Raw genomic sequence first — 21,956 nt, 5'->3', positions numbered from 1 at the left:
ATTATATGCTTTGATATTTATACTTTATATTATTTAGAACACTGCAATGAAAAAAAATAACGACGGAAAACGAAGGTCAGTAGCATTAACATTACTGTTTTCTTCTCTGATACTGGCAAAGAGTACAATTGCACAGGATATCAGATTGTCTACAAAATACGCGGCATTGGTGGTTAATAAAGAAGGTTACATCACCAGTATTAAAGACCGTGTTACCAACAGGGACTATAACCCCGCACACCTTAGCTCTCCACTGCTTGCACTGGAGAAGGATAAGCATACTATTTATCCGTCTGGTGCGAAGTGGCTGAAAAAAGAAAAACAGGTGCAACTTTCCTACCCCAATGGATCTGTAGCCACGATAAAGGCGGACGTTAAGGGAGATTATCTCCGTTTTGAATTGCTTTCCCTTATCCCTGCTCATGGAGTGGATAATGTGATATGGGGACCTTACAAAACAAACATAAAAAAATATATCGGAGAGATTATTTCTGTAGCAAGAGATGACGATTTTGCTATCGGAATGCTGGGACTGGATGATAATACAACAAGTGGCCCTCCCTGTGAAGGCGATATGTCCCAGTCGAGTTATATCATTCATACCCCGGATCTGGTGAAATATCCTATACCCGCTCATCTGAAAGAAGGCCAGCGTTTTCGCATAGGAGGTGATGGAAATAACGATGTGGCATTTTATTCACACCCGGAGGAATACTACAGGTATATGAACGGAAATGGTGCACAACTGGATACTGCCTATGGTATCTCCATTGTTATGCATGCCCGCGATCGTAAGAAACCGACGACCATCTTCTATCCGTTGTTCAACGATTTTCCGGGTATTAAGTCACCCCGGCATATGGACCTGACACCGGTAGATGTAGATTATATCGGTTCTTCCATAGCCTTATACGCCTGCCCGGATTCAATGGGTTTGAAAGTAATAGAAAAGATAGTGAAGAACGAAGGGTTGCCGTATATAACCCGGAATGGGAAATGGATAAAAGATCCCGCCAATTATGAAATTGATCTTGCCTGGTCCGGTCCACAGGACAGTCTCGTGTCTTACGCCAATCAACTCGGGCTGAAAGCGGTACAGGATGAAGGAATGGGTGAGTATTATGTCAACCCCGCCGATAGATGGGCCGGTAAATATGTGACGCTCAATAAACAGAAACGTCCTATTAAAGATTTAACCGACCTCACAAACAAACATGGTATTGCGTATGGTCTTCATACCCTTACTGAATTTGTACAACCACACAGCAGCGACGTGCATCCGGTACCTAATGAGGGACTATGCACCGTACTGACTACGCAGATAACAAACGAAGTATCATCGGTTGATACGGTTATAGAGGTGGCTGATACCAGCTATCTGAATGAACGGGGTGGCTGGGATCAAAACAGTGTGAACGCGTTGAGAATTGATAAAGAGTTGATTGAGTATGAAGAGGTCACTACCACTAAACCTTATACCCTGACCGGTGTTCGCAGAGGCGCTTTTAAAACCAATGCGTCAGGTCATCAGGCCGGAGAGAAAATAGCCAAGCTACAGCTGAATTGTTATTCCGGCTTTATTCCGAATGTGCAATTGGGGGATGAATATGCCCGGTTCTACGCCCGGCTGCTGCACGATGGAGGAATGAATTTTATTGATTTCGATGGCTTTGAAAGTTTTACCTACCAGGGTCATGGTCAATATCCCTTCAAAAGATTTCTTCGTATTCTTTTCGGCGATCTTAAAGAAATGGGGGTACCGTATCTGAGAGTGATGGGTTCATGCGTATTTGAAGGCAACTGGCATTACATGAGCGTTTGTAATGTTGGAGGAGGAAATAATATGTTTGACCCGGTACATAATAAGTGGGGTATTGAGGGAAAGGATATCCGTTATTCATTTAACAGTAACTACTTCCCTTGTACTTTCGGTATTCAGAATATACAGAAAGACTGGAACATACAGGTGATAGAGAACCTTCAGGCCAAATCAGTGGCATGGGATGCTACCTATATGTTAGGTATTAGTCAGAGAAGTATAGAACAGAGGGCAGATAAAAATGAACTGTTTACTACTTTCAGGGCCTGGGAAGAAGCCAGGAAGGCCGGCGTATTCAGTCCGCAGCTGAAAGAGGAAATGAAATTGCCCGGGCATAGATACCACCTGATGCAGAAAGATAAAGATACCTGGCAGATGTACGCGGTGAATGCAGATAATTCTTTAGGTCAGGAAAGAATACTGAGGCGTACCAGGAGGTAGCTCCCCTTTGGCGGCAGGGGAGCTGTTGCCATCAGAAATTTCAAACCCGGATATTACAATGTATGACGTTAGGAAAAATAAATTTAAACACCGCCGGCTTTTTGTTTGGCAAGCCTTTCCTTCCGTTTATCGCTTAAATATTTTCTTACAGGAATATCGTAAAGTACCATTACCAGGTACGCAGCTCCAACCAGCAGAATTAGTCCGGTTATGATGATGAAAGCCAGTTGCATAGTGCCGGGCTTATGACTGGTGTAATAATTACCGAACATCCATAACACGGCATAATGCGTCATGTACAACGGGTAAGAGATCTTTCCCGAAAAGATGCAAATCTTTTTTAAGCCGGATGTTAATGTAGCCCCTGCACCCAAAGCTATCAGCAAGGGAAAGTAAAACAGTACTACCAAAGGTTCGGATAACCAATTCCATTGTGAGGATGGCATGATAAAGGCCAGGAACAATAATACGGCTATGCCGGTAAATCCCAGCTTGTTTTTGATGATCCAGTTGGAACGGTAAATAAGTAGTCCTGCTAAAAAAGAATACGATATCCGGGCGCTCCCATCCCAAAAGGTTGGGCCGCTCCAGCCGCCCAATAAGTTGCCGGAACGGTAACTTACGAAGCAAATAGCCACCGCCGAGATGATGGTTAACAGCAGTAGATAGCCGCGGCTGATCCTGCAAAGCACAAATGCATAAACGATATTGGCGACATATTCCCAGAATAATGACCACGACGGTGCATTGAAGCTGAACAGGTTAAATCCACGGTCGGCTATTATAGGCAAGGGAATAAGCAGTACGGAGCACAAGAATGCCAGGATGATCTTACCGGTGCTGTACAATTCGGGTTGGCCGCCAAACGGGTCGAACAAAAATGCCAGCAGGCCTAACACTGATCCTGCTATAACCAGCGGGTGCAGCCTGATAACCCTCGATTTAAAAAACTCGAGAAGCCCCATTTTTGCTATACGATCGTCATAGGCATATCCGATGACAAATCCCGAAAGGCAGAAGAAGAAATCGACCGCTAAAAAACCATGTCCGATAAAGTTCTGACTGGAATCGGTATAAACCCATTCCATAAAATGAAAAATTACAACGGCCAATGCCGCAACGCCCCTTAATCCGTCAAGAATGTCGAAATGCTGTTTTGTTTGCAGAATTGTCGCGGTGCTTTTGTTCATATCCATTTTAATGTATATCCTGTCAGATTAAGTTTAATGTGGCGATTGCGCCTGGTTTGTTATGGCCCCAAATTATCTAAATTAATGATCCAATCAAAATTGGAGTTACATGGAAAAAAGAGGTTGGAACAAAAATGCTGATTTTTAGGGATAATTCATCTTTTAAGGCACAGAAGAAATGGTAATTAGAATTCATTGTTAATGGCAAAGCTTAAATCAACCGCCTATAACAGCAAGTAATTTGCCTAAACCCAATTATTGGGCTGCACTGTTGTGGGCAAAACTAATGGGAACAGATGTTTGTGAAGCTGGTTATGGAGTACAGGGTGTTTATGTATTTGCGCACAATAGAAAAGGGGATGAAGGTGGTATGTCCATTTTCGGGAATTAAAATTAGGGCCAAATGATGAATTACCACTAATAGAAGGCAAGTCAACAAAACCCGGGAGTGTTACGCTTTCCCCACCAGTATTAGTTTTTTTACCATTGCTGATGAAGGGCATGAAAAGGCCGGAGAAAAAATAGCAGGGGATACCCGATACCGGTGACTATTTTTTTAATGGTTATGGAATTTATAGTGAAATTGTCACGGATGAACTGCTGCAAAAACTGGAGATCAACGGATAATGGCTTTTCAATTAATCTATATCTGTTCTCCAAAATTCCGGTGCAATATTATTTATCAAACTGGCTTTACCGTTAGCTGTTTTTATAATTCCTATGCTGGCTTGTTTTTCGAATAAACCGGCAGATTCCAGTGATAATGTAACGCTAATAAACGTATTGCGAAACAAATAATCAAAGCAAAGATGGAAACCCAGTCGCTTGAAATCCATTTTAAGTGATTCCCTAAAACCACGATCAAAGCACCTAAGAGGGCTGCCGATGCATAAATCTCTTTTTCTAAAATTACTGGGATTCGATTGAGCAAAATATCGCGTAATACCCCACCGCCAACGGCAGTAGTGATTCCTAAAAGAACCGCCACTTCTCCATTATGACCATAGGCTAGACTTTTTTGCGCGCCGGTTATCGCGAATAAAGATAAGCCCAGGGCATCGAAAAATAACACGGGTTGATTCAGTTTTTGTACAATAGGATATAAACCTAACGTCATTCCAGTAGCGATCATGGCTACTACCAGGTAACGCCAGTTTGATAAGCCAGCGGGTGGAATAGCGCCGATACAAAGATCGCGCATAATCCCTCCGCCGCAAGCTACTATAAATGCGATCACGCAGATGCCAAACAGATCCAGCCCCCGTTGCTTTGCAGCCGTTGCACCGCTGATCGCAAAAACAAAAGTACCTGCGAGATCAAGAAAATAGTAAAGTGTATGTAGTTTATCCATTTGAAGTACAATCTAATCCAACCAGGCTATAGCGGCTGTCATCATGGCGAGCAATCCTGTCTTTAAGGTTGGGTTTATGACTGGTGCAAATTTGGGTGAATGGTTGCTGGGAATAGAATTGATTTGATTGTTCTTTTTAGCCTCCAGGTATGTTGTAGCGTCCGTTCCGCCAACGAACCAAAAAACGTAAGGTACTTTCCAGCTTCTTCCAAAAATACTGAAATCTTCACTGGCAGAAGCTGGTTGCGTTTCATATGACTTATCGCCAAATTGTGCATCAAAGGCTTCAGCCACTCTGCGGGTAGCTACAGCATCATTTTCAGTTACCGGATAGCTATCTAATGTGGTGAATTCGGGATCTCTTGGTGCATTGGATGCAGCGCATTCTGCACAACAAATCCGTTTAACCGCCGAAAGTATATGATCTCTCACACCCTCATCGAAAGTGCGGATATTTAATTTCAGGGTGGCATCATCAGGAATAATATTCTCTTTGGTACCGGCCTGCAATGCCCCGATGGTCAGCACGGCGTTTTCTATGGGTGCGACCTCTCGGGAAACAATGGTTTGTAAGCGCATGGTAGTAGCTGCCGCCATAATTACCGGGTCTATGGAAGTCTGTGGCTGTGAACCATGTGCGCCACGCCCGAAAAGCTTAACCTTGAGACTATTGCCTGCCGATAGGATCGCACCGCTGCGATGTCCAACCGTGCCCGATTCGCCTACCATGACATGCTGCCCGAGAATAATATCCGGTTTAGGGAAACGATCCATCATGCCATCATCGATCATGCCTTGTGCACCACGGCCAACTTCTTCTCCCGGTTGAAAAACGAGCATTAAAGTTCCCTTCCATTGATCCCGATGTTCGGAAAATAACCTTGCAGCACCCATGAGCCAGGTGACGTGCAAGTCATGACCACATACATGCGACACACCAACCTCTATCCCTTCTTCATCCCGGGCTACTTTAGTGCTGGCATAAGGTAGTCCTGTAGCCTCTGTCACAGGGAGCGCATCCATATCCGCACGAAGCATTACGGTCGGTCCGTCTCCATTCTTCATCAAACCTATCACACCGGTTACCCCTATGGCCGTGGAAACCTCATATTGATATTTGGTTAAATAATCCGCAGCAATTTTAGCCGTCCGGAATTCCTGCATTGATAACTCGGGGTTGCTATGAATATCTTTATATATCTCTTCCAGTTCGGGAAGCAGCTTGTCAATAAAGCTGTCCATGGTCTTGTTGAAGGTTTTAATCTGCGCGTTTTCCATAGTTTTATTAGGTGTAATACTCTGTTACTAAAGTTAACCCAATTTTGTCAATATAAGTATCAGTATTATTTGCGCATTTCGCCTTTCTTCGATTTCACCTCCTTATTATTTAGCGACTACTGCAAAGTAGCTAAAGCACCCGATATCTACATGGTTAATGGCGTTCTTTCAATAGCTCTTCTAGGCCCAGTACATGGGTATACATTTCCAATGAGCCATCCGGATGATGTGGCCACTGTTCCCTTGGGCGATCCCAATATAGGTAAGCTCAAAGCCCAATAGGTCACGGTAGAATTTCAGCACCTGTTCAAGGTTGGATACTTTTAAATGTACATGCCCTATATGGGTTTGCGCAGGAATAACATAATCCTTGTATCATGGGCAAATACATTTCTTCGCAAAAAAGCAGCTATTAAAATCTAAAGTTATATTAAGAAAATTCAGACCTTAATAGGGAACAGATACCGCCTTCCAGCAATCGCGAACATCATCAATCTTTTCACTTCCTACCCGATTGGTACTGATATTCATTATATCGGTAATGTAACGCTGACTAAGCATTTCAGGTTCTTTTAAGTACTTGTGTATATGGTTAAGGATACGGAATGGTTGTTTTCAGTCCACCTGCCATTGTCTTTTCGGAAAATGGATCAGGTTAAGCACAATAAGATAGATAGTGCCACTAAAATTAAACACTTCGATAGAACCTAATCATGAAAAATTTGTTTTAAAAGTGAATGAAGTTAAAAGCAATCCCGGCAATAACAGAATCATTTAGAAACCCTTCATTTATAACATTAAATTACCATGCTTAGACACGCTGCTTTTTCCTCAGGACTACAAAAGTCGTGTAGTGTGATGCTGTTTATCGCAACCGTATCAGTGGCGGCTGGAATGAAGTTGGTTCTGTGGTCAAAACAATCTAATGCCAGTAAAATTATGATTTATGGACTATGGAAGAATATTTTTATTGATAAATAAATTTCAATTTTTTTAAAGTATTTGATTGGATATGCGGGATCTTTTTCATTACTCAATTAATTATAATAGCAATTAAAAAAATATAAAATGAGACATCTAAAATTCGATTTACCTGCTGCTATTTTTCTTGGGGTTATTATCATGGTTTTCACAAGCTGTAATAGTAATAGCAATGGTAATTCAAGCGAAATGAAGGCCAAGGTTGATTCCATGCAAAATGTTCTGAAAACAATTGCAGAAGGAAATGCGACACTGGATAAAAATCTGGTGAAATTTGATACACTGGACTTTGTGATATTCACGCAGCAGGAATGGGTTCGCTTCCACGAAAACCATTCAGATGATATTGTTGTAAACTGGCCTGATGGCCATCACACCAATGGGCTTGCCAGGCATATTGAAGACATGAAAGCTATGTTTGTATATGCCCCTGACACCCGGATAAAAGTACATCCGATCCGCTTTGGAAACGGAACCGGAGAATGGACTTGTGTTACAAGTTTTATGGAGGGAACCTTTACAAAGCCCATGCCCATCGGAAACGGAAAATTCATTCAACCCACCGGTAAATCTTTTAAGATACCAATGTGTACTGTAGGCCATTGGAAAGATGGATTAATGATAGAAGAATCTCTATTCTGGGATAACCAAACGTACATGAATCAGATGGGGATCGGTAAATAGAATCCAACAATAAAAAATTGTTCTGAACGAAAAGTTACCAGATGATTGCATTACCTGAAACAACCCAAAATGTGGATTTTACAAGTCGGGAGATCCCACGATGCATGGGGTTACCAAACAGCTTACCATGAATATGTGGTAGAGGGGAACTTTATAAGATTCTACCTACAAAAAATATAAAGCCGGCTTCCAGGTAACAGGTTTTATCAATCGCACAGATTTTAATGTTGGCCCACCAGATCCATTTGATATCAGTACCGATGTAATGATAAAAGCAGACGACGAGTTTTTTAAACAGTAAGTTTAGTAACAGCTGGGGCGGGCGGAATAGCAAACCAAATAAAAATATTAGTATGATTGCTTCTAATCAAACAAAGACAGTCACATCAAACTACCGTGGAACGGACAAACTTATTCTTGGAATTGTTTTAGCTGTCATCACCTTTTGGCTTTTTGCCCAAACCACATTAAACATTGCACCTGCAATGAGTGCAGATCTAAAAATTAGTCACAGTGTGAACAATCTTGCTGTGAGCATTACGGCATTGTTTTCCGGGATTTTTATTGTTGTAGCCGGTGGACTGGCAGACCGGATAGGCAGGGTGAAAATTACTTATATTGGTTTGCTACTTAGTATTATTGGTTCCCTTCTTATCGTCATCTCACCTTCTGGTACCGCTCTTTTTCTATTAGCCGGACGCATCTTGCAGGGGCTTTCAGCAGCTTGTATCATGCCTGCTACATTGGCGTTGATGAAAACCTACTATGATGGTAAAGCACGCCAGCGGGCACTTAGTTTTTGGTCTATTGGTTCCTGGGGCGGTTCAGGTTTCTGTTCCTTATTTGGTGGGTTGGTGGCCTCCACCATTGGCTGGCGGTGGATTTTCGTTATATCGATTCTTGTCGCTATTATAAGTTATTTATTAATCAGGGGAACACCGGAAAGCAAATCAACGACTACAGGCAAAAAAGCCTTCGATTGGGCAGGACTCATCGCATTCATTATCGCCATGCTGGCCATAAACATTGTAATTGGACAAGGATCGGGCCTTGGCTGGTTAAGCCCTGCCATTATAATTTGCGGCGTCATTTTTATCATATCCATTATTGTTTTTCTCCGGATAGAGAGCAAGAGTGAAAACGGCTTCGTTGATTTATCGCTTTTTAAAAACCAAACATTTTCAGGAGCTACGCTATCCAATTTTCTATTAAACGGTGCTGCCGGTACTCTGCTTGTTGCATTGGCGCTTGTACAAACCGAGGCAGGCTTGTCTTCTTTGCAGTCGGGGTTAATAACTGTTGGTTATTTAGTAGCCATACTTAGCACCATACGGGTGGGCGAAAAATTGCTTCAAAAAATGGGGCCAAGAAAACCGATGTTGCTCGGCTGTTACATAACAGGGATGGGGATCCTGCTTACAAGTTTTACTTTTCTATTGACTAAAGAATATATCATTGTTGCATTTGTTGGGTTTACGTTGTTTGGTGTAGGACTTGGTTTTTATGCTACACCTTCTACCGACGCAGCCCTAAGTAACGTTCCTGCAAATATGGCCGGATCAGCATCAGGCATATATAAGATGGCATCATCCCTGGGTGCTGCCTTTGGCGTTGCCATTTCTGCGGCTATTTTTTACGGGTTAAGCACTCTGAAAGGAGTTTCCCCAATGGCAGATATCTTCATGGGAAGAACTGATAATATAGCAGTAAGATATGCAGCAGGCCTAGGACTGCTTTTTAATGTTTTTATGGTTGTTGTAGCAATAATATCAATATGGATAACAGTTCCTAAAGAATCTTCAAAACAACAAAAAAATAATTCGGAATAAAATTTTCGTTCAAATTAATACTAAGAATCATGGAAGTCTCTCAAATCAAGGTGTTTGGGAATTCGATTAGCAATGTTGCCGGCATCTCAAAAATAAGAATCTGACATGGATCTTTTAACCATCCTCACCATACTTTTTTGCATTAGCGCGATATTTTCTTACCTGAATGAACGCTTTATAAAACTTCCCGGAACTACTGGCGTTGTTACCATTTCGGTGGTGGTTTCCGTAATAATCTTTGAGAAGATATCAACTATATGACCAAAAATCATGCATCTATTTACAGCGCCCTGGTTGCAGACGTACTGATAGCAATTGTAAAATTTATTGCCGGTGCGCGCACTAATAGCTCATCAATGATTTCCGAAGGTATCCACTCTTTGGTGGATACTATCAACCAGATTTTGCTTTTATATGGTTTAAAGAGAAGTGCCAGACCGCCGGATAAGTATAGACCTTTTGGCTATGGTAAAGAATTGTATTTCTGGTCGTTCATTGTTTCCATACTTATTTTTGGATTGGGCGGTGGGCTATCAATTTACCAGGGCATTATACATATCCAAAAAGTGGAGCCTTTGATAGATCCCATGCTGAATTACATTGTCCTTGGCTTTTCTTTTATTTTTGATGGGGGCTCGTTCGTTATTGCTATCAGGGAATTTAATAAGACAAGGGGCAGCACAGGTTTTTGGAAAGCGGTCATTAATAGTAAAGACCCTTCAAGTTTTTTGGTATTGTTTGAAGACGGAGCAGCAGTACTTGGATTGATCACTGTTTTCGTTTTAATGCTGATTAACCATGCTTTTAATATGCCTTTTCTGGATGGCGTGGCTTCCATTTTAGTTGGATTACTGTTGGTTTTTGCTTCATTGATACTGGCGCGTGAAAGCCGCAGCTTACTGATGGGTGAAGGCATAGCACCCGAAACGCAACGAAAAATAAAGGAACTGACCGAGAGGGATCCGGCAGTAATTAAGGTAGGCAATATACTATCAACTTATGAGTCGCCTGATGAAATTGTACTCATGCTTATGGTTTATTTTAAAGCAGATCTCGATACTGAAGGAATTACTGATGCAATAGAAAGGGTACGAAAAGCCATTAAGCAGGAATATACGTTGGTTGGTTTTGTGATTATTCAGCCCCAGGCTATGCCATTGATGGAAAAAAAATAACAGGTAGTTAAATGCTTCCCTTTCAATTTTATTTGAGGCCAGAAGGATGGATGGACTTTGCATGTTTTTTAATAGAAGAATGCTTTCTTTGCATGGTCATTTATAAATACAGAGAATGAATCCTGGTGATATTCAATCCTGGTTCAAGAGAAACTTCAGTATCAAAAGTAATGGGCTCCTGCGATTCGCAGGAACCCATTACACCAAACAATCCGTAAGGTAACCATACCTGTGGCCAGAAGAACTATTTCGTAGCGGATGAACCGCTGTTATTATCTACTGCCGTCTTTGAATGCCACAGAAGTATTATGGCGTCGGTGCAGTGCCTGAAACAGCAACCAACGCCAGTGCATTGTAAGCGCCGTTCTTGATGTTATACAGTACATCGTTTACTTGTTGGTAAAACACGATGCCCAAAGCCAGGAACAATGGTTTTGTACTGTTTGCCATGACATTTATCGCCAGACTTGCCACATCGACGGTCGCCGCATTAGTAGCCGTTTCAGGAGTCGCAGCATTACCATTGATAAACGTTTCCGCTTCGAAATCTATCTCAGCGCCAGCAGCCACAATTTTAAAATGCGTGGCTCCATCCGGTGCTGCCACCATATTAGCAGGAATGAAAGCTGGAATGTCTACCGTAAGCATGCCGGCAGCGCGATCAATGGTAGCCGTGAAAGGTGCATAAAGGGAACCACCTAAAGGTGCATCACCATTGAACTCAAACCCATTCAGCAATTCCGCCTCACCATCGATAATGTTGCGTTGCCCTCTCAGATTCGTGACATCCGCCTTGATTACCTTCACCATCTCACGAACCAGCCGTGGTGTCATGCGACCATCCCGGACGTTTAACAGCATTGCCCGGAAGGCTGTCCGCAGTACTTTCCCTGCCTTACCGGCACGGCCAAACTCTGCACCATTTTCACGGGTACGTATAAACGCCGGATCTGTCGCGATGCGGTTGGCATCAACACCTCCTTTCTCACGGGCGAGGTTACCGTCCTTTGTTTTATAAAAAGTGATATTGCCAATAGTTCCTTCCAAGGGAATTATTCCGTTTTGTTTTGCCATTGGAAAATAATTTTAGATAATAAAAAAGGGCTTTCACATAGCCAGGCCCGTTAGGCTTACATCTGCGCAGGATGTTGTAAATTTGCATTTAACCACACCAAACTAAGCCGGCATTTTAACCCTGCAAAATTTCCATTCCGATTATGCCGAATTTGCACATATTAGTACCTAATCGCATAGTGATTTATGCAAAAGACATCCAGAATATTACCGGTAGGAGTGAACGCACTGTCAGGAAAATGCTGCAGCAAATCCGTAAAGCCAATGGTAAAAGGAGGGGGACTTGGTGACGATGGCAGCGTTTTAAAATTAAGTGCGGCATTGTATTTATATGGCAATGAAAGGATATATGATCAGTATTCAATAGAAATAGCACGACATGATTTAATAAATTTGTCGCATCTTTGTTTAATAGTATGGGGACGGCACAATTTAATAGTAACTGCATACCCATGTTTAATAAATAATGGACGGCATAGCCTGCCATACAAATGCAAGGTTTTATTATGGCGACACCCCGGGAAAGATTAGTTGAATCCCTGAAATTCCTGCAGGAGTTGCAGGATAAAGGAGCTGTCGGTATTCATACCGATGAAATTCCCAATCGGAAATACAGGGAATTATTACTTAAAAATGGCTTTATCCGTGAAGTTACAAAGGGTTGGTACATACCTACAGACCCCGCGGAAAAGGAAGGCGAAACTACGTCTTGGTATAGTTCCTATTGGGACTTCGTTGTGAAGTTCCTAAACTATAAGTTTGGTAATGAATGGTGTTTGTCGGCAGATCAGTCACTTCTCATCCATGCAGGAAACAGCACAGTGCCACAGCAACTGATGGTACGTTCACCGCAAGGAAATAATAATCCTACACCCTTGCCGCATAATACTTCCTTATTCAATTTAAAGACCAGTATTCCACCTGCGGATCAAACCGTCGTATTGGATGGAATGAGGATATACAGTCTGCCTGCTGCTTTGGTTTATAGCTCACCGGGTATTTATACAAGAAATGCCATAGATGCCCGCACAGCCCTTGCATTGATAAGAGATGCTTCAGAAGTATTGCCTATTCTTTTAGAAAAGGGGCATACAACATTTGCCGGCAGATTAGCAGGTGCTTTTAGAAATATAAACAGGGATAAAATAGCTGACCAGATTGTTGATACTGTTAAGCAGGCCGATTATGATATACGGGAAGAAGATCCTTTTGAAGCCAAACTGAACCTGAACCTTTCCTCCCGTGAACGTTCTCCTTATGCAAATCGAATCAGGCTCATGTGGCAGCAAATGCGTGAGATTATTATTGCCAACTTTCCCCAAGCGCCCGGCATACCCGATGATTCACAAGCCTATTTAAAGGACGTTGACGATATTTATGTAACTGATGCTTATCACTCACTTTCTATTGAGCGATATAGAGTGACACCTGAACTGATCGAAAGGGTAAGTAGTGGCAAGTGGAATAGCAAAGGAAACGAAGAAGATCGAAAACAAAGGGATGCAATGGCGGCAAGAGGCTACTTCCAAGCCTTTTTGCAGGTGAAAGAAACCATCACAGCCATATTGAAAGGAGCTAATTCGGGAAAGCAGGTGGATAAAGATCACTCAAAATGGTACAGACAGCTCTTCGACCCAAGTGTTGCTGCCGGACTATTAAAGGCCGCAGACCTTGCCGGGTATCGCAATCATCAGGTACATATCGGCAACTCCAAACACGTTCCTTTGAATGTTGATGCTATGAGGGATGCCATGCCCATACTATTTGAATTATTGGAAGAAGAACCAGCGGCATCGGTTAGAGCGGTATTGGGTCATTTCATTTTTGTTTTTATTCACCCGTACATGGATGGCAACGGAAGAATAGGACGTTTTCTAATGAATGCAATGTTGGCTTCAGGTGGATATCCGTGGACTGTTATTCCTGTGGAAAGAAGAACTGAATACATGCAGGCATTAGAGCAGGCAAGCGTAGGACAGGATATAACTTCGTTTGCCTCCTTTATTGGCTATTTAGTTAACGAGCAGTTACATGGCAAGATGGTAGCTAAATTACCAGAAACTAAATAGCGAAAAGAAGCTACATCTTAATCTGTAAGGCAACTACCGAGTGCTTTCCGTTTTTCAGGAGTCGCAGCATTTCCATTGATAAGCCTTTCCGCTTCGCAAGGATATAAACCAGATATACTTCGAAGTTATAGCCAAATATATTTTGTGCCGATCTGCACTGATTTAGCAAGCGTTTTCGGATCTTCGGAGAGATACAAAATTTCTCCATGATCTTAGCGATTAATTTGTTTGCTGCTTTTTCGAAGAAAAACTACAAAAAGGAAGTTTTGTTTGATGCGAAAAGGGGTTATATAATCTTCTATTAATAATTAATTATCAGATAGTTTTATTTTTCTACTTCCTTTAATAAGCTAAGCCCCCGCTGCCAGCGATAAAGCCCCGAATTAACAGCAGCTGCCGTCATCAATTCAAAGGCGGCTTTTTCGCTTCCGGATTTCCGGACTACTTTTACTACCTGTTCATCTGTAACCTTGTAAGAACATTGCCCAATTTGTAGCGCCAGCTTGTCATAATCTGGATCAGATAGAGCGGGGCCGTCAGTTGCTCGTTTCGCAAATGCCTGTCGAAATTCAGTATTTGTTAATCCAGGTCCTTCAAGCACGCGTTTGCGCAGTTCTTCGGCCAAGGTCCTGTGATCCGGGAGACCTTTCATCTTGCCCTTGCCGAAAACATAACCCTGTGTCAGCATTCGCTTGGCTGCCTGGAATAATTCAGCATTATCCAACATCTCAAAATTGAAAGTATTCGCGCAGCGAACAGTAATGCCGAACAGGGCGACAATTGCCATTGCATCTTCCAGTTCCCGTGCGGATATTCCGTTTTGAAGTACCGTAGCCACTTGTTCCTTAGTCAGTTCATCTGGTGTTTTGGTGAGTATTTCCAGGACCTCCAGGATGGCATATAATTTAGAAGGTAGGTTCGCCTGGCGAAAATCCGCAAGTGATGCCGCTACCATTGTTTTATTCAAAGCCAATGACGCAATAGCACCGTGCGCGTCTATGCAAAACGGGCATGAATTCCATTTTGCCGTCATAGCCGCGAAAAGTTCCCGCTCACCAACAGACCAACTGCTTTCGCCTCGCATGGCCGCCTGCGTCCAGGTTGTCATTGGCTTTCCATAAAAATCTCTATGATACATAACGATACGCGCGGCGTCAGGCAGGCGCATTCCCGATACGGTTGAGATAAACCTGATCAATAAGGCACGAAAAAAACCATCTCCTTTTTCTACTTTTTTAAGTCGCATACCACTTATTTTGTTAGTTAACGGGGCATTCACGAATACTGCAGTTCCTGTTTTATTTCCTTCTTTCAACATACAAAGGTAGAATGTCGAAGAAATGGAATATTGTATAAATCGGAAGTACTGGTCTGTGTAGAAAATCCTGTCAAATTATGGGAAGCTGGTAGTAATTCCGGGAGCCCGCGCTTTTACTGATCCAGCCATTGTTTAAATTCAGCTACCTTGTTCTTGCTGATGATAACATCCATATCTGGCGCCGGTTTCATAATCAGTTTCAGCTGATTTTTTCCATACAGCAATATGCTCTGTATGGCCCGGATATTAATAATAAATTGTCTGTTTGCTCTATAGAAATTGGTATTATCCAGCCATTTCATTATTTCATCCAGGCTATTATTACTATTGAAGGGACGATTTTCAAATGTGTAGAAATAAGGAAGTCCGTTGTCCAGAAAAACATAGGCAATGTCGTGGGTATCTAATTTTATCAGTTCATCTTTATGATAGGTGATCACTCTCTTTTTTACTATTTCAGTATCAGATGCAGCAGCAGGGGCCATCAACGGATGTGGAAGCTGCTGTAACTTTTCCTGCTGGGTGTTTAATTGCAGATTTAAGGCTTGCAATCCCACCACTTTATCATTTAACTCCTTTATTTCGTGGTCAATATCAGCTTCGTATTTTCTGTAAATCAGCCGGATGAGCATATAACAGCAAAGGCTGATGGCGATAGCACTCAGCAGCAAACCAACCAGGAACTGCAGGTGTAAATCAGACAACTGCTCCTGTAACACCGTTAAGTTAGCGTGGGAGGCTACCATCCAATCCGTTTGTGGTACCGGATAAACTGTTACTATTTCGGAGCTTTTCTGAGAATTGCCGGAGAATGTGCGCAGCCCATTTCTTTTTACGCCTGCTTGTAAAACAGCAATGAAAGAGCTGCTTTCCCCGGTTTTTAGTTCTTTTATCGCTGAGTTTTCTTCCCCGATGATTTGACCGATAAGGGCGGGGTTCGGATGGCACAGTTCAATTCCCTTTTGGTTATACATGCAGATGAAATCACTTTTGACATCGGTATTTTCGATGCTTCTCTGCAGGTTATTGATCACCTGTTGTTGTGTTAGTCCGCTATTGAGTTGCTGCTCCAGCAGGTGAGCGATTTCCCTTGCTTCCCGCTCTCCGGATGCTAATTTGGTACTCCACAACTTTTCCCTGGCAGCATTGTAAAGATATTGGGTGGATGCCAGGCTGATCATCAAAACAACGATGCTTATCCCTACGAGTGTTAAAGTATATAGCCGCGTTTTTTTCACTTGTTGTATACCTCTTTGATTAAATAAAATGGAGGGCCCTGCCATTTTAGAAAAGGTCCTGCTCCTTTTATGATAAAAACGAAAGTAGCCAAATTATTCAGTTTAAAATATTCGGCTTCAAGGTCAAAAAATTCCCTTTCCCCGGAAAGTAGTCTAAAAATCAATGAGTTGCAGGTATTTTCGATTCATCAAACAACAACGTAAAAATGTATCACCAATGAAAAAGAGGGTTAAAATAGTCGTTTTCCTGTTAATAGGAATTGTATTAATACAATGTTGGAGACCTGAAAAAATTGAAAGTGAACCAGCAAAAGATCTCTCTGATGTACCCAAAGAGGTGAGCGATATTTTGAGAAATTCCTGTTTTGACTGCCATTCTAATCAAACTAACCTGAGCTGGTATGATCAGTTAACACCTGCCAACTTTATCGTTAGTGGACACATAAGGGATGGAAGAAGCGTTCTTAATTTTTCAAATTGGGATAGTCTAAAACAACCTCAGCGAAGTGCTCTGCTATATTATGCTTTTAATAAGATCTTATCCGGTGAGATGCCGCTGCCCGCTTACAGCGCCATACATCGGGATGCGAAATTAAATAAAGCGGCTATCAGTACATTGAAAAGTTATGTCACTTCTCTTTCTCTCATGAGAACGGCCTTGAAGGAACCATTGCCTATCAGTGATAAAGCCACTGCTAATCCACCTGTCACTAAAACAGCATTGGATCCTAAGAAGGTAGCGCCCACCGCCAATGGTATCAATTACATACCTGATTACCGGGATTGGAAGGCTATCAGTACAACAGATCGGTTTGACAATGGGACCATGCGTATTATTTTTGGTAATAGCATCGCTGTAAAAGCCATCAGAGAGCACCACACCAATCCCTGGCCGGATGGAGCCATTTTTGCAAAAACGGCCTGGAAGCAACAAGTCCAGCCTGATGGCACTGTTGCCGCCGGAGATTTTGTCCAGGTGGAATTTATGATAAAAGACGCCAAAAAATATGTTGCTACCAAAGGCTGGGGATGGGCACGATGGAAAGGGGATCATTTAAAACCCTATGGAGAGCGCGCCGTTTTTGTTCAGGAGTGTATTAGCTGCCATAATCCCGTAAAGGATAATGATTATGTTTTTACGGCGCCTTTACAACTGGAGATAAATAAATCTGATACCACCACAAGATAAAAATGATAATATGAAATATATTAAATACGCTGTTGCGGTAGCCTTGTTTTTAGCTAGCTGTACTTCCCCGGATAGGGACAACTTAAATGAAAAAGCATCTGTTCAGGCAGCAGATGAATTGCCGGAAAACCCCTTATTGCTCATCCCGATAACATTTTCTATTAATCCTAAAGAAGGCAGTATGTCTACCTTATATGGAAATAACGAGGCCATGCAACATGCAAAACTGAATAGCGGCAATGCTTACCCCGCTGGCTCGGTACTTTATGAAGTTACCTGGAAACAAAAATCCGATTCTTTGTGGTATGGTGCCAATATTCCGGATCAAATTATCCGGGTAGAACGGGTAGTTTTCAATGGGGATGCTTTACCTGGCTACGAGTTGTACAGTGGGCATCCTTTAAGAAAAGTTGCTTTCCCATCATCGGCTCAACGGATAGCATTGATTACTGCACAGCAGATGGCCCATAATCCATAAGACTTATTGTATCAGAGGCGGATGGGGGATGTCGTCGCATGAGAATTACCGTAATGTTATAAAACATTTATATAAAAGCGATTCCTTATAGCATATATTTTTGGCTACCTTGCACCCTTATTTTTATCGCCCGGATGAAATCGCCTTTTATTACTGTCACTATTGTGTTGTTATGCCTGTGTAGCCTTACTGGTAAGGCAACCGATTCCTTAACTTATTCCCTTCGCCATTTCGATAACAGTAATGGGTTGCCGCAAAATAGTGTGAATACGATTGTACACGATAAGTATGGCTATATCTGGCTGACTACCGAAAATGGAATTGTGCGGTTTGATGGAGATCAATTTAAAGTGGCAGATATAAGAAATCTGTCGTTGAAATCCAATCGCTTTTATACTATATTCCAGGATACATTGGGCAATGTGGGTGCGCTCAACGAAAAAGATGAGGCGGTGCATATAGTGGAAGGGGTAGCCATGCGATATAGGTTTCATTCAAACGAACGGCGTCATTACCAGAAATGGTACCAGCCGGGAATGAAAAATCACCACGGTACTTCATATGCCCTGTCACTGCCCAATGAAAGTACAAGATGGGGCGCCAGAATTCATGAACTGAAATTGTACCGGGATGAAAGGAGTTTTTATCTATACCATAACGATACAGTAAGCTATGTCCGGGATGGAGTTGTCCGCAATACATTACCATTCCCTGTTGATAAATGCTGGAACTTCTTTATGTTGGATGGACGTTTTTTTCACCTTGAAAGTGATGGAGAAGTAACTGAATTCAGTAAACAGATAAAGCGTTCCACATTAAAAGGCGATATCCTGTCGGACCCTTTTTATCGCCATTCAGGCAGGCAGGTAGTGCCTTTCTGGAGTATATATGATACGAGCCATCTACTGGTCTATTTTAATCACACTTTCTATCTTGTAACAAGGAATAGCAATGATGAACTGGTAACGCGTAAACTGGTAGACAATTTTGACATAACGGGAAAGGAAATACGCTGTGCTTTTTATAGCGCAAAGGACGGCCGGTTGTTGCTCGGTAGTGCTACAAACGGTTTATTTGTATTGTCGCTGCAACAGTTTGTTGCAAAGTACGGAGGAGAAGGATCTGCAAGTTATTACAGCCAGATGCCCTATGGGCAGGATGGTATACTGATACCCAACGGGTATATATTGAAACCCAAAGGAGCCGCTATTCCATTGCCGCCTTTCAGGAGGCAAAACATCTCCGGCTTTTATAGTATCAGCACCGATGGAAATGGTGGTAGCTGGACCAGCAGGGGAATCTGGTTGTATCACCTGCAATTGTCGACATTCCGGTTACTTTCAACGGATACGCTACCCAGCTCTGTTAGCATGTTATACCGCGATGATAAAGGCTTGCTCTGGATAGGGCTGAAGGAGAGTAAAGGAATTGCCGTGCTGGATGACAACAGGAAGGATGCAGTGCCGGTATTGTTGCATGCATTTAAAGGAGAGATCACCTACTTCGCCAAGCTTAATTCCCGGCAGATGTGTGTGGGTACAGACGAAGGACTTTTCCTGCTGAACCCTTTAAATGGCAGCATAGATACCATAAAGGGCCTGGAAGGAAAGTATATACGCAGCATCACGGTTACCGGTTCAGAAGAAATATGGGCCACCACTTATGATCATGGATTTTATCTTTATCATAAAGGCAAACTGACACATTTTCCCTATGATCCGGATGGGTATATTACTACTGCCCACTGTATGGTACCGGATAGAAAAGGTTTTTTCTGGATTACCACCAATAGGGGACTGTTTCAGGTGAGCAAAAAAGATTTGCTGGCTTATTCGGAAAACGGAACCTTTCCGCTTTATTACCAATACTATGACAAGGAAGACGGATTTTTTACAAATGAGTTCAACGGCGGATGTCAGCCTTGTGCTGTTAGCCTGAACAATGGTTACATTTCTCTACCCTCTCTTAAAGGGATGGTATTTTTTAATCCGGATTCCATCAAACCAATATTGCCGGAGGCTGCGATGACGATTGACCAGCTGTTATTGGATAATTCGCCATTGCCGGTCAAAAATAAGGTGAAGTTACCACGTGAGTTTTCGTTGCTGCAGGTAATGTATAGCAGCCCCTATTTTGGGAATAGTAAAAACCTCATTGTCACTTACGCGTTGGTAAAGAACGCAGGCGATACCACCTGGCTGCCATTACCCGCAGAAGGCAAAGTATCTATCTCCACCTTGCCGGCAGGAGATTACAGCCTGGTAGTACGAAAACTGAATGGATTTGGCTATGGCAATTTTTCAGATAAGGTGTTACAGTTTGCAGTGCCGTTAGCCTGGCATGAAACACGCTGGTTCTATGTTACCTGTGCCCTGTTGTTACTGATCTTATCCTGGTTGTTTGTCCATTTGCGTGTACGGTATTTGCAAAATAAAGCCTTGCTGCTCGACATGATGGTAGACTTAAAAACAAAGGAATTAAAGAAGAGGACTATGTTCCAGCAAAGGATTGTACAGTCAGTCAGTCATAATGTACTAAGTCCGCTGCAGTATCAGCAATTCCTCTCAGAGAAAATTTTAACAGCTGCGAAAAAGGACGGAGGAGCTACCGTAAAAATGGCGTCTGCAATGAACGAACATACCAGCTATCTGTTCTACATGGTGTCTAATTTACTGAAATACCTGAAAAGCCAGGTGGAGATGGGGCCTGTCAGCGGTGTGTATTCGCCTGCGGCTGTTGCGGAAGATATACAAAAAATATTCCTGGCTATCGCTTCAGAAAAGAACACAGAGATCCTGAATAATATTCCTGACTGGCTGATGTTGTGGGGAGATGAACAACTTTTATCAGTCATGTTATACAACCTGGTGGACAACGCCGTAAAGGTAACCAGGAAAGGAGTAATCGTGATGGAGATGATCATGGAAGATGATCTGCTGTTGCTCCGTGTAAGGGATACCGGGCCGGGCGTACCCGAAGATGTGAAACACTGGTTTAACAAGCCGGGGAGCGAGGCCGGTCCCAGGAAGGGATCCGGCATAGGACTGCTCATCGTGAAGGAGCTGGCAGTTGCACAGGGACTGAAAATAACCCTGGACAGCAGTGAAGGTGAAGGCAGTAGTTTTACGATTGTATCTTTTCGCCGGCATGCATAGCATTGATCTTGGCGGCAAGTTCCACTACATTGTTGACCTTCATTTTTGTAAAGATTTTTAGTTTAAAAGTACTTAGGGTAGAAGATTGAATATTGAGTGCTGACTTGATATCCTGGTTTCCTGTGCCCCTGATCAACAGCTGCATCACTTGTGTTTCCCGTGGCGATAGTAACGGCATAGTCCCATCCGGCTTTTGTTTTGAATGTTGCAGCGTATTGATCATTTGCGTTTGTACGATGCCGCTCACAAAGGTATTACCCTGCAAAACATACTTAATAGCTTCTTTTACTACATCCGGTGGCGCCGTCTTGGGAAGGTAGCCGTTGGCTCCTGCTTTGATATAACTTAAAGCGTGCGTATCTTCTTCGAAGTAAGAAAAAATCAGAATCCGTAAATCAGGCTGCAGGGCTCTTGCCGCTGCTATCATCTGGGGACTGCCGCCACCCGGCAACTGGATGTCCAGTATCAGGAGGTCAAAGGTATTATGCCGTAAATGCTCCAGGGTGTCGTAAAAGGTATCTGCCTCTTTAATGATAACGCCAGGATAAACTTCATCAGTGATAAGACTAATTCCCATTCTCAGTACACTGTGATCTTCTGCTATTAAAATTGATTTCATGACCGGGTTCTGCTTTCGTTAGGATAGAAAATTTTCTATGTATCAAATAATTAGCCGCTTAAATTTAG

16 protein-coding genes are annotated in these 21,956 nt (G+C 42.6%); 8 read left to right on the top strand and 8 right to left on the bottom strand.

Translation table 11 applies throughout. From position 1 onward, the window contains the following. Positions 1-46: 46 nt before the first annotated feature. Entirely contained in the window at positions 47-2,260 is a 2,214-nt protein-coding gene (locus tag ABQ275_RS13820; RefSeq protein WP_349313727.1) for a hypothetical protein, read from the top strand. An 83-nt stretch (positions 2,261-2,343) separates the two neighbouring features. Here ABQ275_RS13820 and ABQ275_RS13815 read toward each other — a convergent pair whose 3' ends face one another. From ABQ275_RS13815 to ABQ275_RS13800, 4 genes are all read right to left on the bottom strand, one after another. Further along, on the bottom strand, positions 2,344-3,450 hold the full coding sequence (locus tag ABQ275_RS13815) for an acyltransferase (RefSeq protein ID WP_349313726.1): 1,107 nt from the start codon (positions 3,448-3,450) through the stop codon (positions 2,344-2,346). A gap of 718 nt (positions 3,451-4,168) precedes the next feature. Further along, positions 4,169-4,801 (bottom strand): trimeric intracellular cation channel family protein, encoded by a 633-nt coding sequence (locus ABQ275_RS13810; protein WP_349313725.1) that lies wholly within the window; start codon positions 4,799-4,801, stop codon positions 4,169-4,171. Positions 4,802-4,813: 12 nt separating this feature from the next. Beyond that, positions 4,814-6,079 (bottom strand): M20 family metallopeptidase, encoded by a 1,266-nt coding sequence (locus tag ABQ275_RS13805; RefSeq protein WP_349313724.1) that lies wholly within the window; start codon positions 6,077-6,079, stop codon positions 4,814-4,816. Between the two features lie 180 nt (positions 6,080-6,259). Then, positions 6,260-6,382, bottom strand: a complete 123-nt coding sequence (locus ABQ275_RS13800; protein ID WP_349313723.1) for a hypothetical protein — start codon at positions 6,380-6,382, stop codon at positions 6,260-6,262. An 867-nt stretch (positions 6,383-7,249) separates the two neighbouring features. Between ABQ275_RS13800 and ABQ275_RS13795 the strand changes: the two genes are divergently transcribed. From ABQ275_RS13795 to ABQ275_RS13785, 3 genes are all read left to right on the top strand, one after another. Continuing rightward, the gene (locus ABQ275_RS13795) at positions 7,250-7,744 is read left to right on the top strand and encodes an ester cyclase (protein WP_349313722.1); all 495 of its coding nucleotides are present in this window, start codon (positions 7,250-7,252) and stop codon (positions 7,742-7,744) included. A gap of 353 nt (positions 7,745-8,097) precedes the next feature. Further along, entirely contained in the window at positions 8,098-9,573 is a 1,476-nt protein-coding gene (locus ABQ275_RS13790; RefSeq protein WP_349313721.1) for an MFS transporter, read from the top strand. Positions 9,574-9,830: 257 nt separating this feature from the next. Next, on the top strand, positions 9,831-10,748 hold the full coding sequence (locus ABQ275_RS13785) for a cation diffusion facilitator family transporter (protein WP_349313720.1): 918 nt from the start codon (positions 9,831-9,833) through the stop codon (positions 10,746-10,748). A gap of 306 nt (positions 10,749-11,054) precedes the next feature. On the opposite strand, the gene ABQ275_RS13780 is transcribed toward ABQ275_RS13785, so the two are convergent. Then, positions 11,055-11,822 (bottom strand): hypothetical protein, encoded by a 768-nt coding sequence (locus ABQ275_RS13780; protein ID WP_349313719.1) that lies wholly within the window; start codon positions 11,820-11,822, stop codon positions 11,055-11,057. 491 nt (positions 11,823-12,313) lie between these two features. Between ABQ275_RS13780 and ABQ275_RS13775 the strand changes: the two genes are divergently transcribed. Further along, entirely contained in the window at positions 12,314-13,891 is a 1,578-nt protein-coding gene (locus ABQ275_RS13775; RefSeq protein WP_349313718.1) for a Fic family protein, read from the top strand. A gap of 325 nt (positions 13,892-14,216) precedes the next feature. On the opposite strand, the gene ABQ275_RS13770 is transcribed toward ABQ275_RS13775, so the two are convergent. Both ABQ275_RS13770 and ABQ275_RS13765 read right to left on the bottom strand, forming a co-directional pair. Next, positions 14,217-15,209: a hypothetical protein gene (locus ABQ275_RS13770; RefSeq protein WP_349313717.1), complete on the bottom strand. Its 993-nt coding sequence runs from the start codon at positions 15,207-15,209 to the stop codon at positions 14,217-14,219. 113 nt (positions 15,210-15,322) lie between these two features. After that, positions 15,323-16,447: a LytTR family transcriptional regulator DNA-binding domain-containing protein gene (locus tag ABQ275_RS13765; protein ID WP_349313716.1), complete on the bottom strand. Its 1,125-nt coding sequence runs from the start codon at positions 16,445-16,447 to the stop codon at positions 15,323-15,325. Positions 16,448-16,664: 217 nt separating this feature from the next. Here ABQ275_RS13765 and ABQ275_RS13760 point away from each other — a divergent pair, with 217 nt between their 5' ends. The 3 genes from ABQ275_RS13760 to ABQ275_RS13750 all read left to right on the top strand — a co-directional run bounded on the left by ABQ275_RS13760 (position 16,665) and on the right by ABQ275_RS13750 (position 21,269). Next, positions 16,665-17,636 carry a cytochrome P460 family protein gene (locus tag ABQ275_RS13760; protein WP_349313715.1) on the top strand — a complete coding sequence of 324 codons (972 nt, stop codon included), beginning with the start codon at positions 16,665-16,667 and terminating at the stop codon, positions 17,634-17,636. A gap of 10 nt (positions 17,637-17,646) precedes the next feature. After that, positions 17,647-18,114 (top strand): hypothetical protein, encoded by a 468-nt coding sequence (locus tag ABQ275_RS13755; protein ID WP_349313714.1) that lies wholly within the window; start codon positions 17,647-17,649, stop codon positions 18,112-18,114. 134 nt (positions 18,115-18,248) lie between these two features. Further along, on the top strand, positions 18,249-21,269 hold the full coding sequence (locus ABQ275_RS13750) for an ATP-binding protein (protein ID WP_349313713.1): 3,021 nt from the start codon (positions 18,249-18,251) through the stop codon (positions 21,267-21,269). On the opposite strand, the gene ABQ275_RS13745 is transcribed toward ABQ275_RS13750, so the two are convergent. Next, positions 21,238-21,888 (bottom strand): response regulator transcription factor, encoded by a 651-nt coding sequence (locus ABQ275_RS13745; protein ID WP_349313712.1) that lies wholly within the window; start codon positions 21,886-21,888, stop codon positions 21,238-21,240. The genes ABQ275_RS13750 and ABQ275_RS13745 overlap by 32 nt on opposite strands. Positions 21,889-21,956: the final 68 nt, after the last annotated feature.

This window comes from Chitinophaga sp. MM2321, from assembly GCF_964033635.1.
GTDB lineage: Bacteria > Bacteroidota > Bacteroidia > Chitinophagales > Chitinophagaceae > Chitinophaga.
This window is presented reverse-complemented; position numbering and strand designations above follow the sequence as displayed.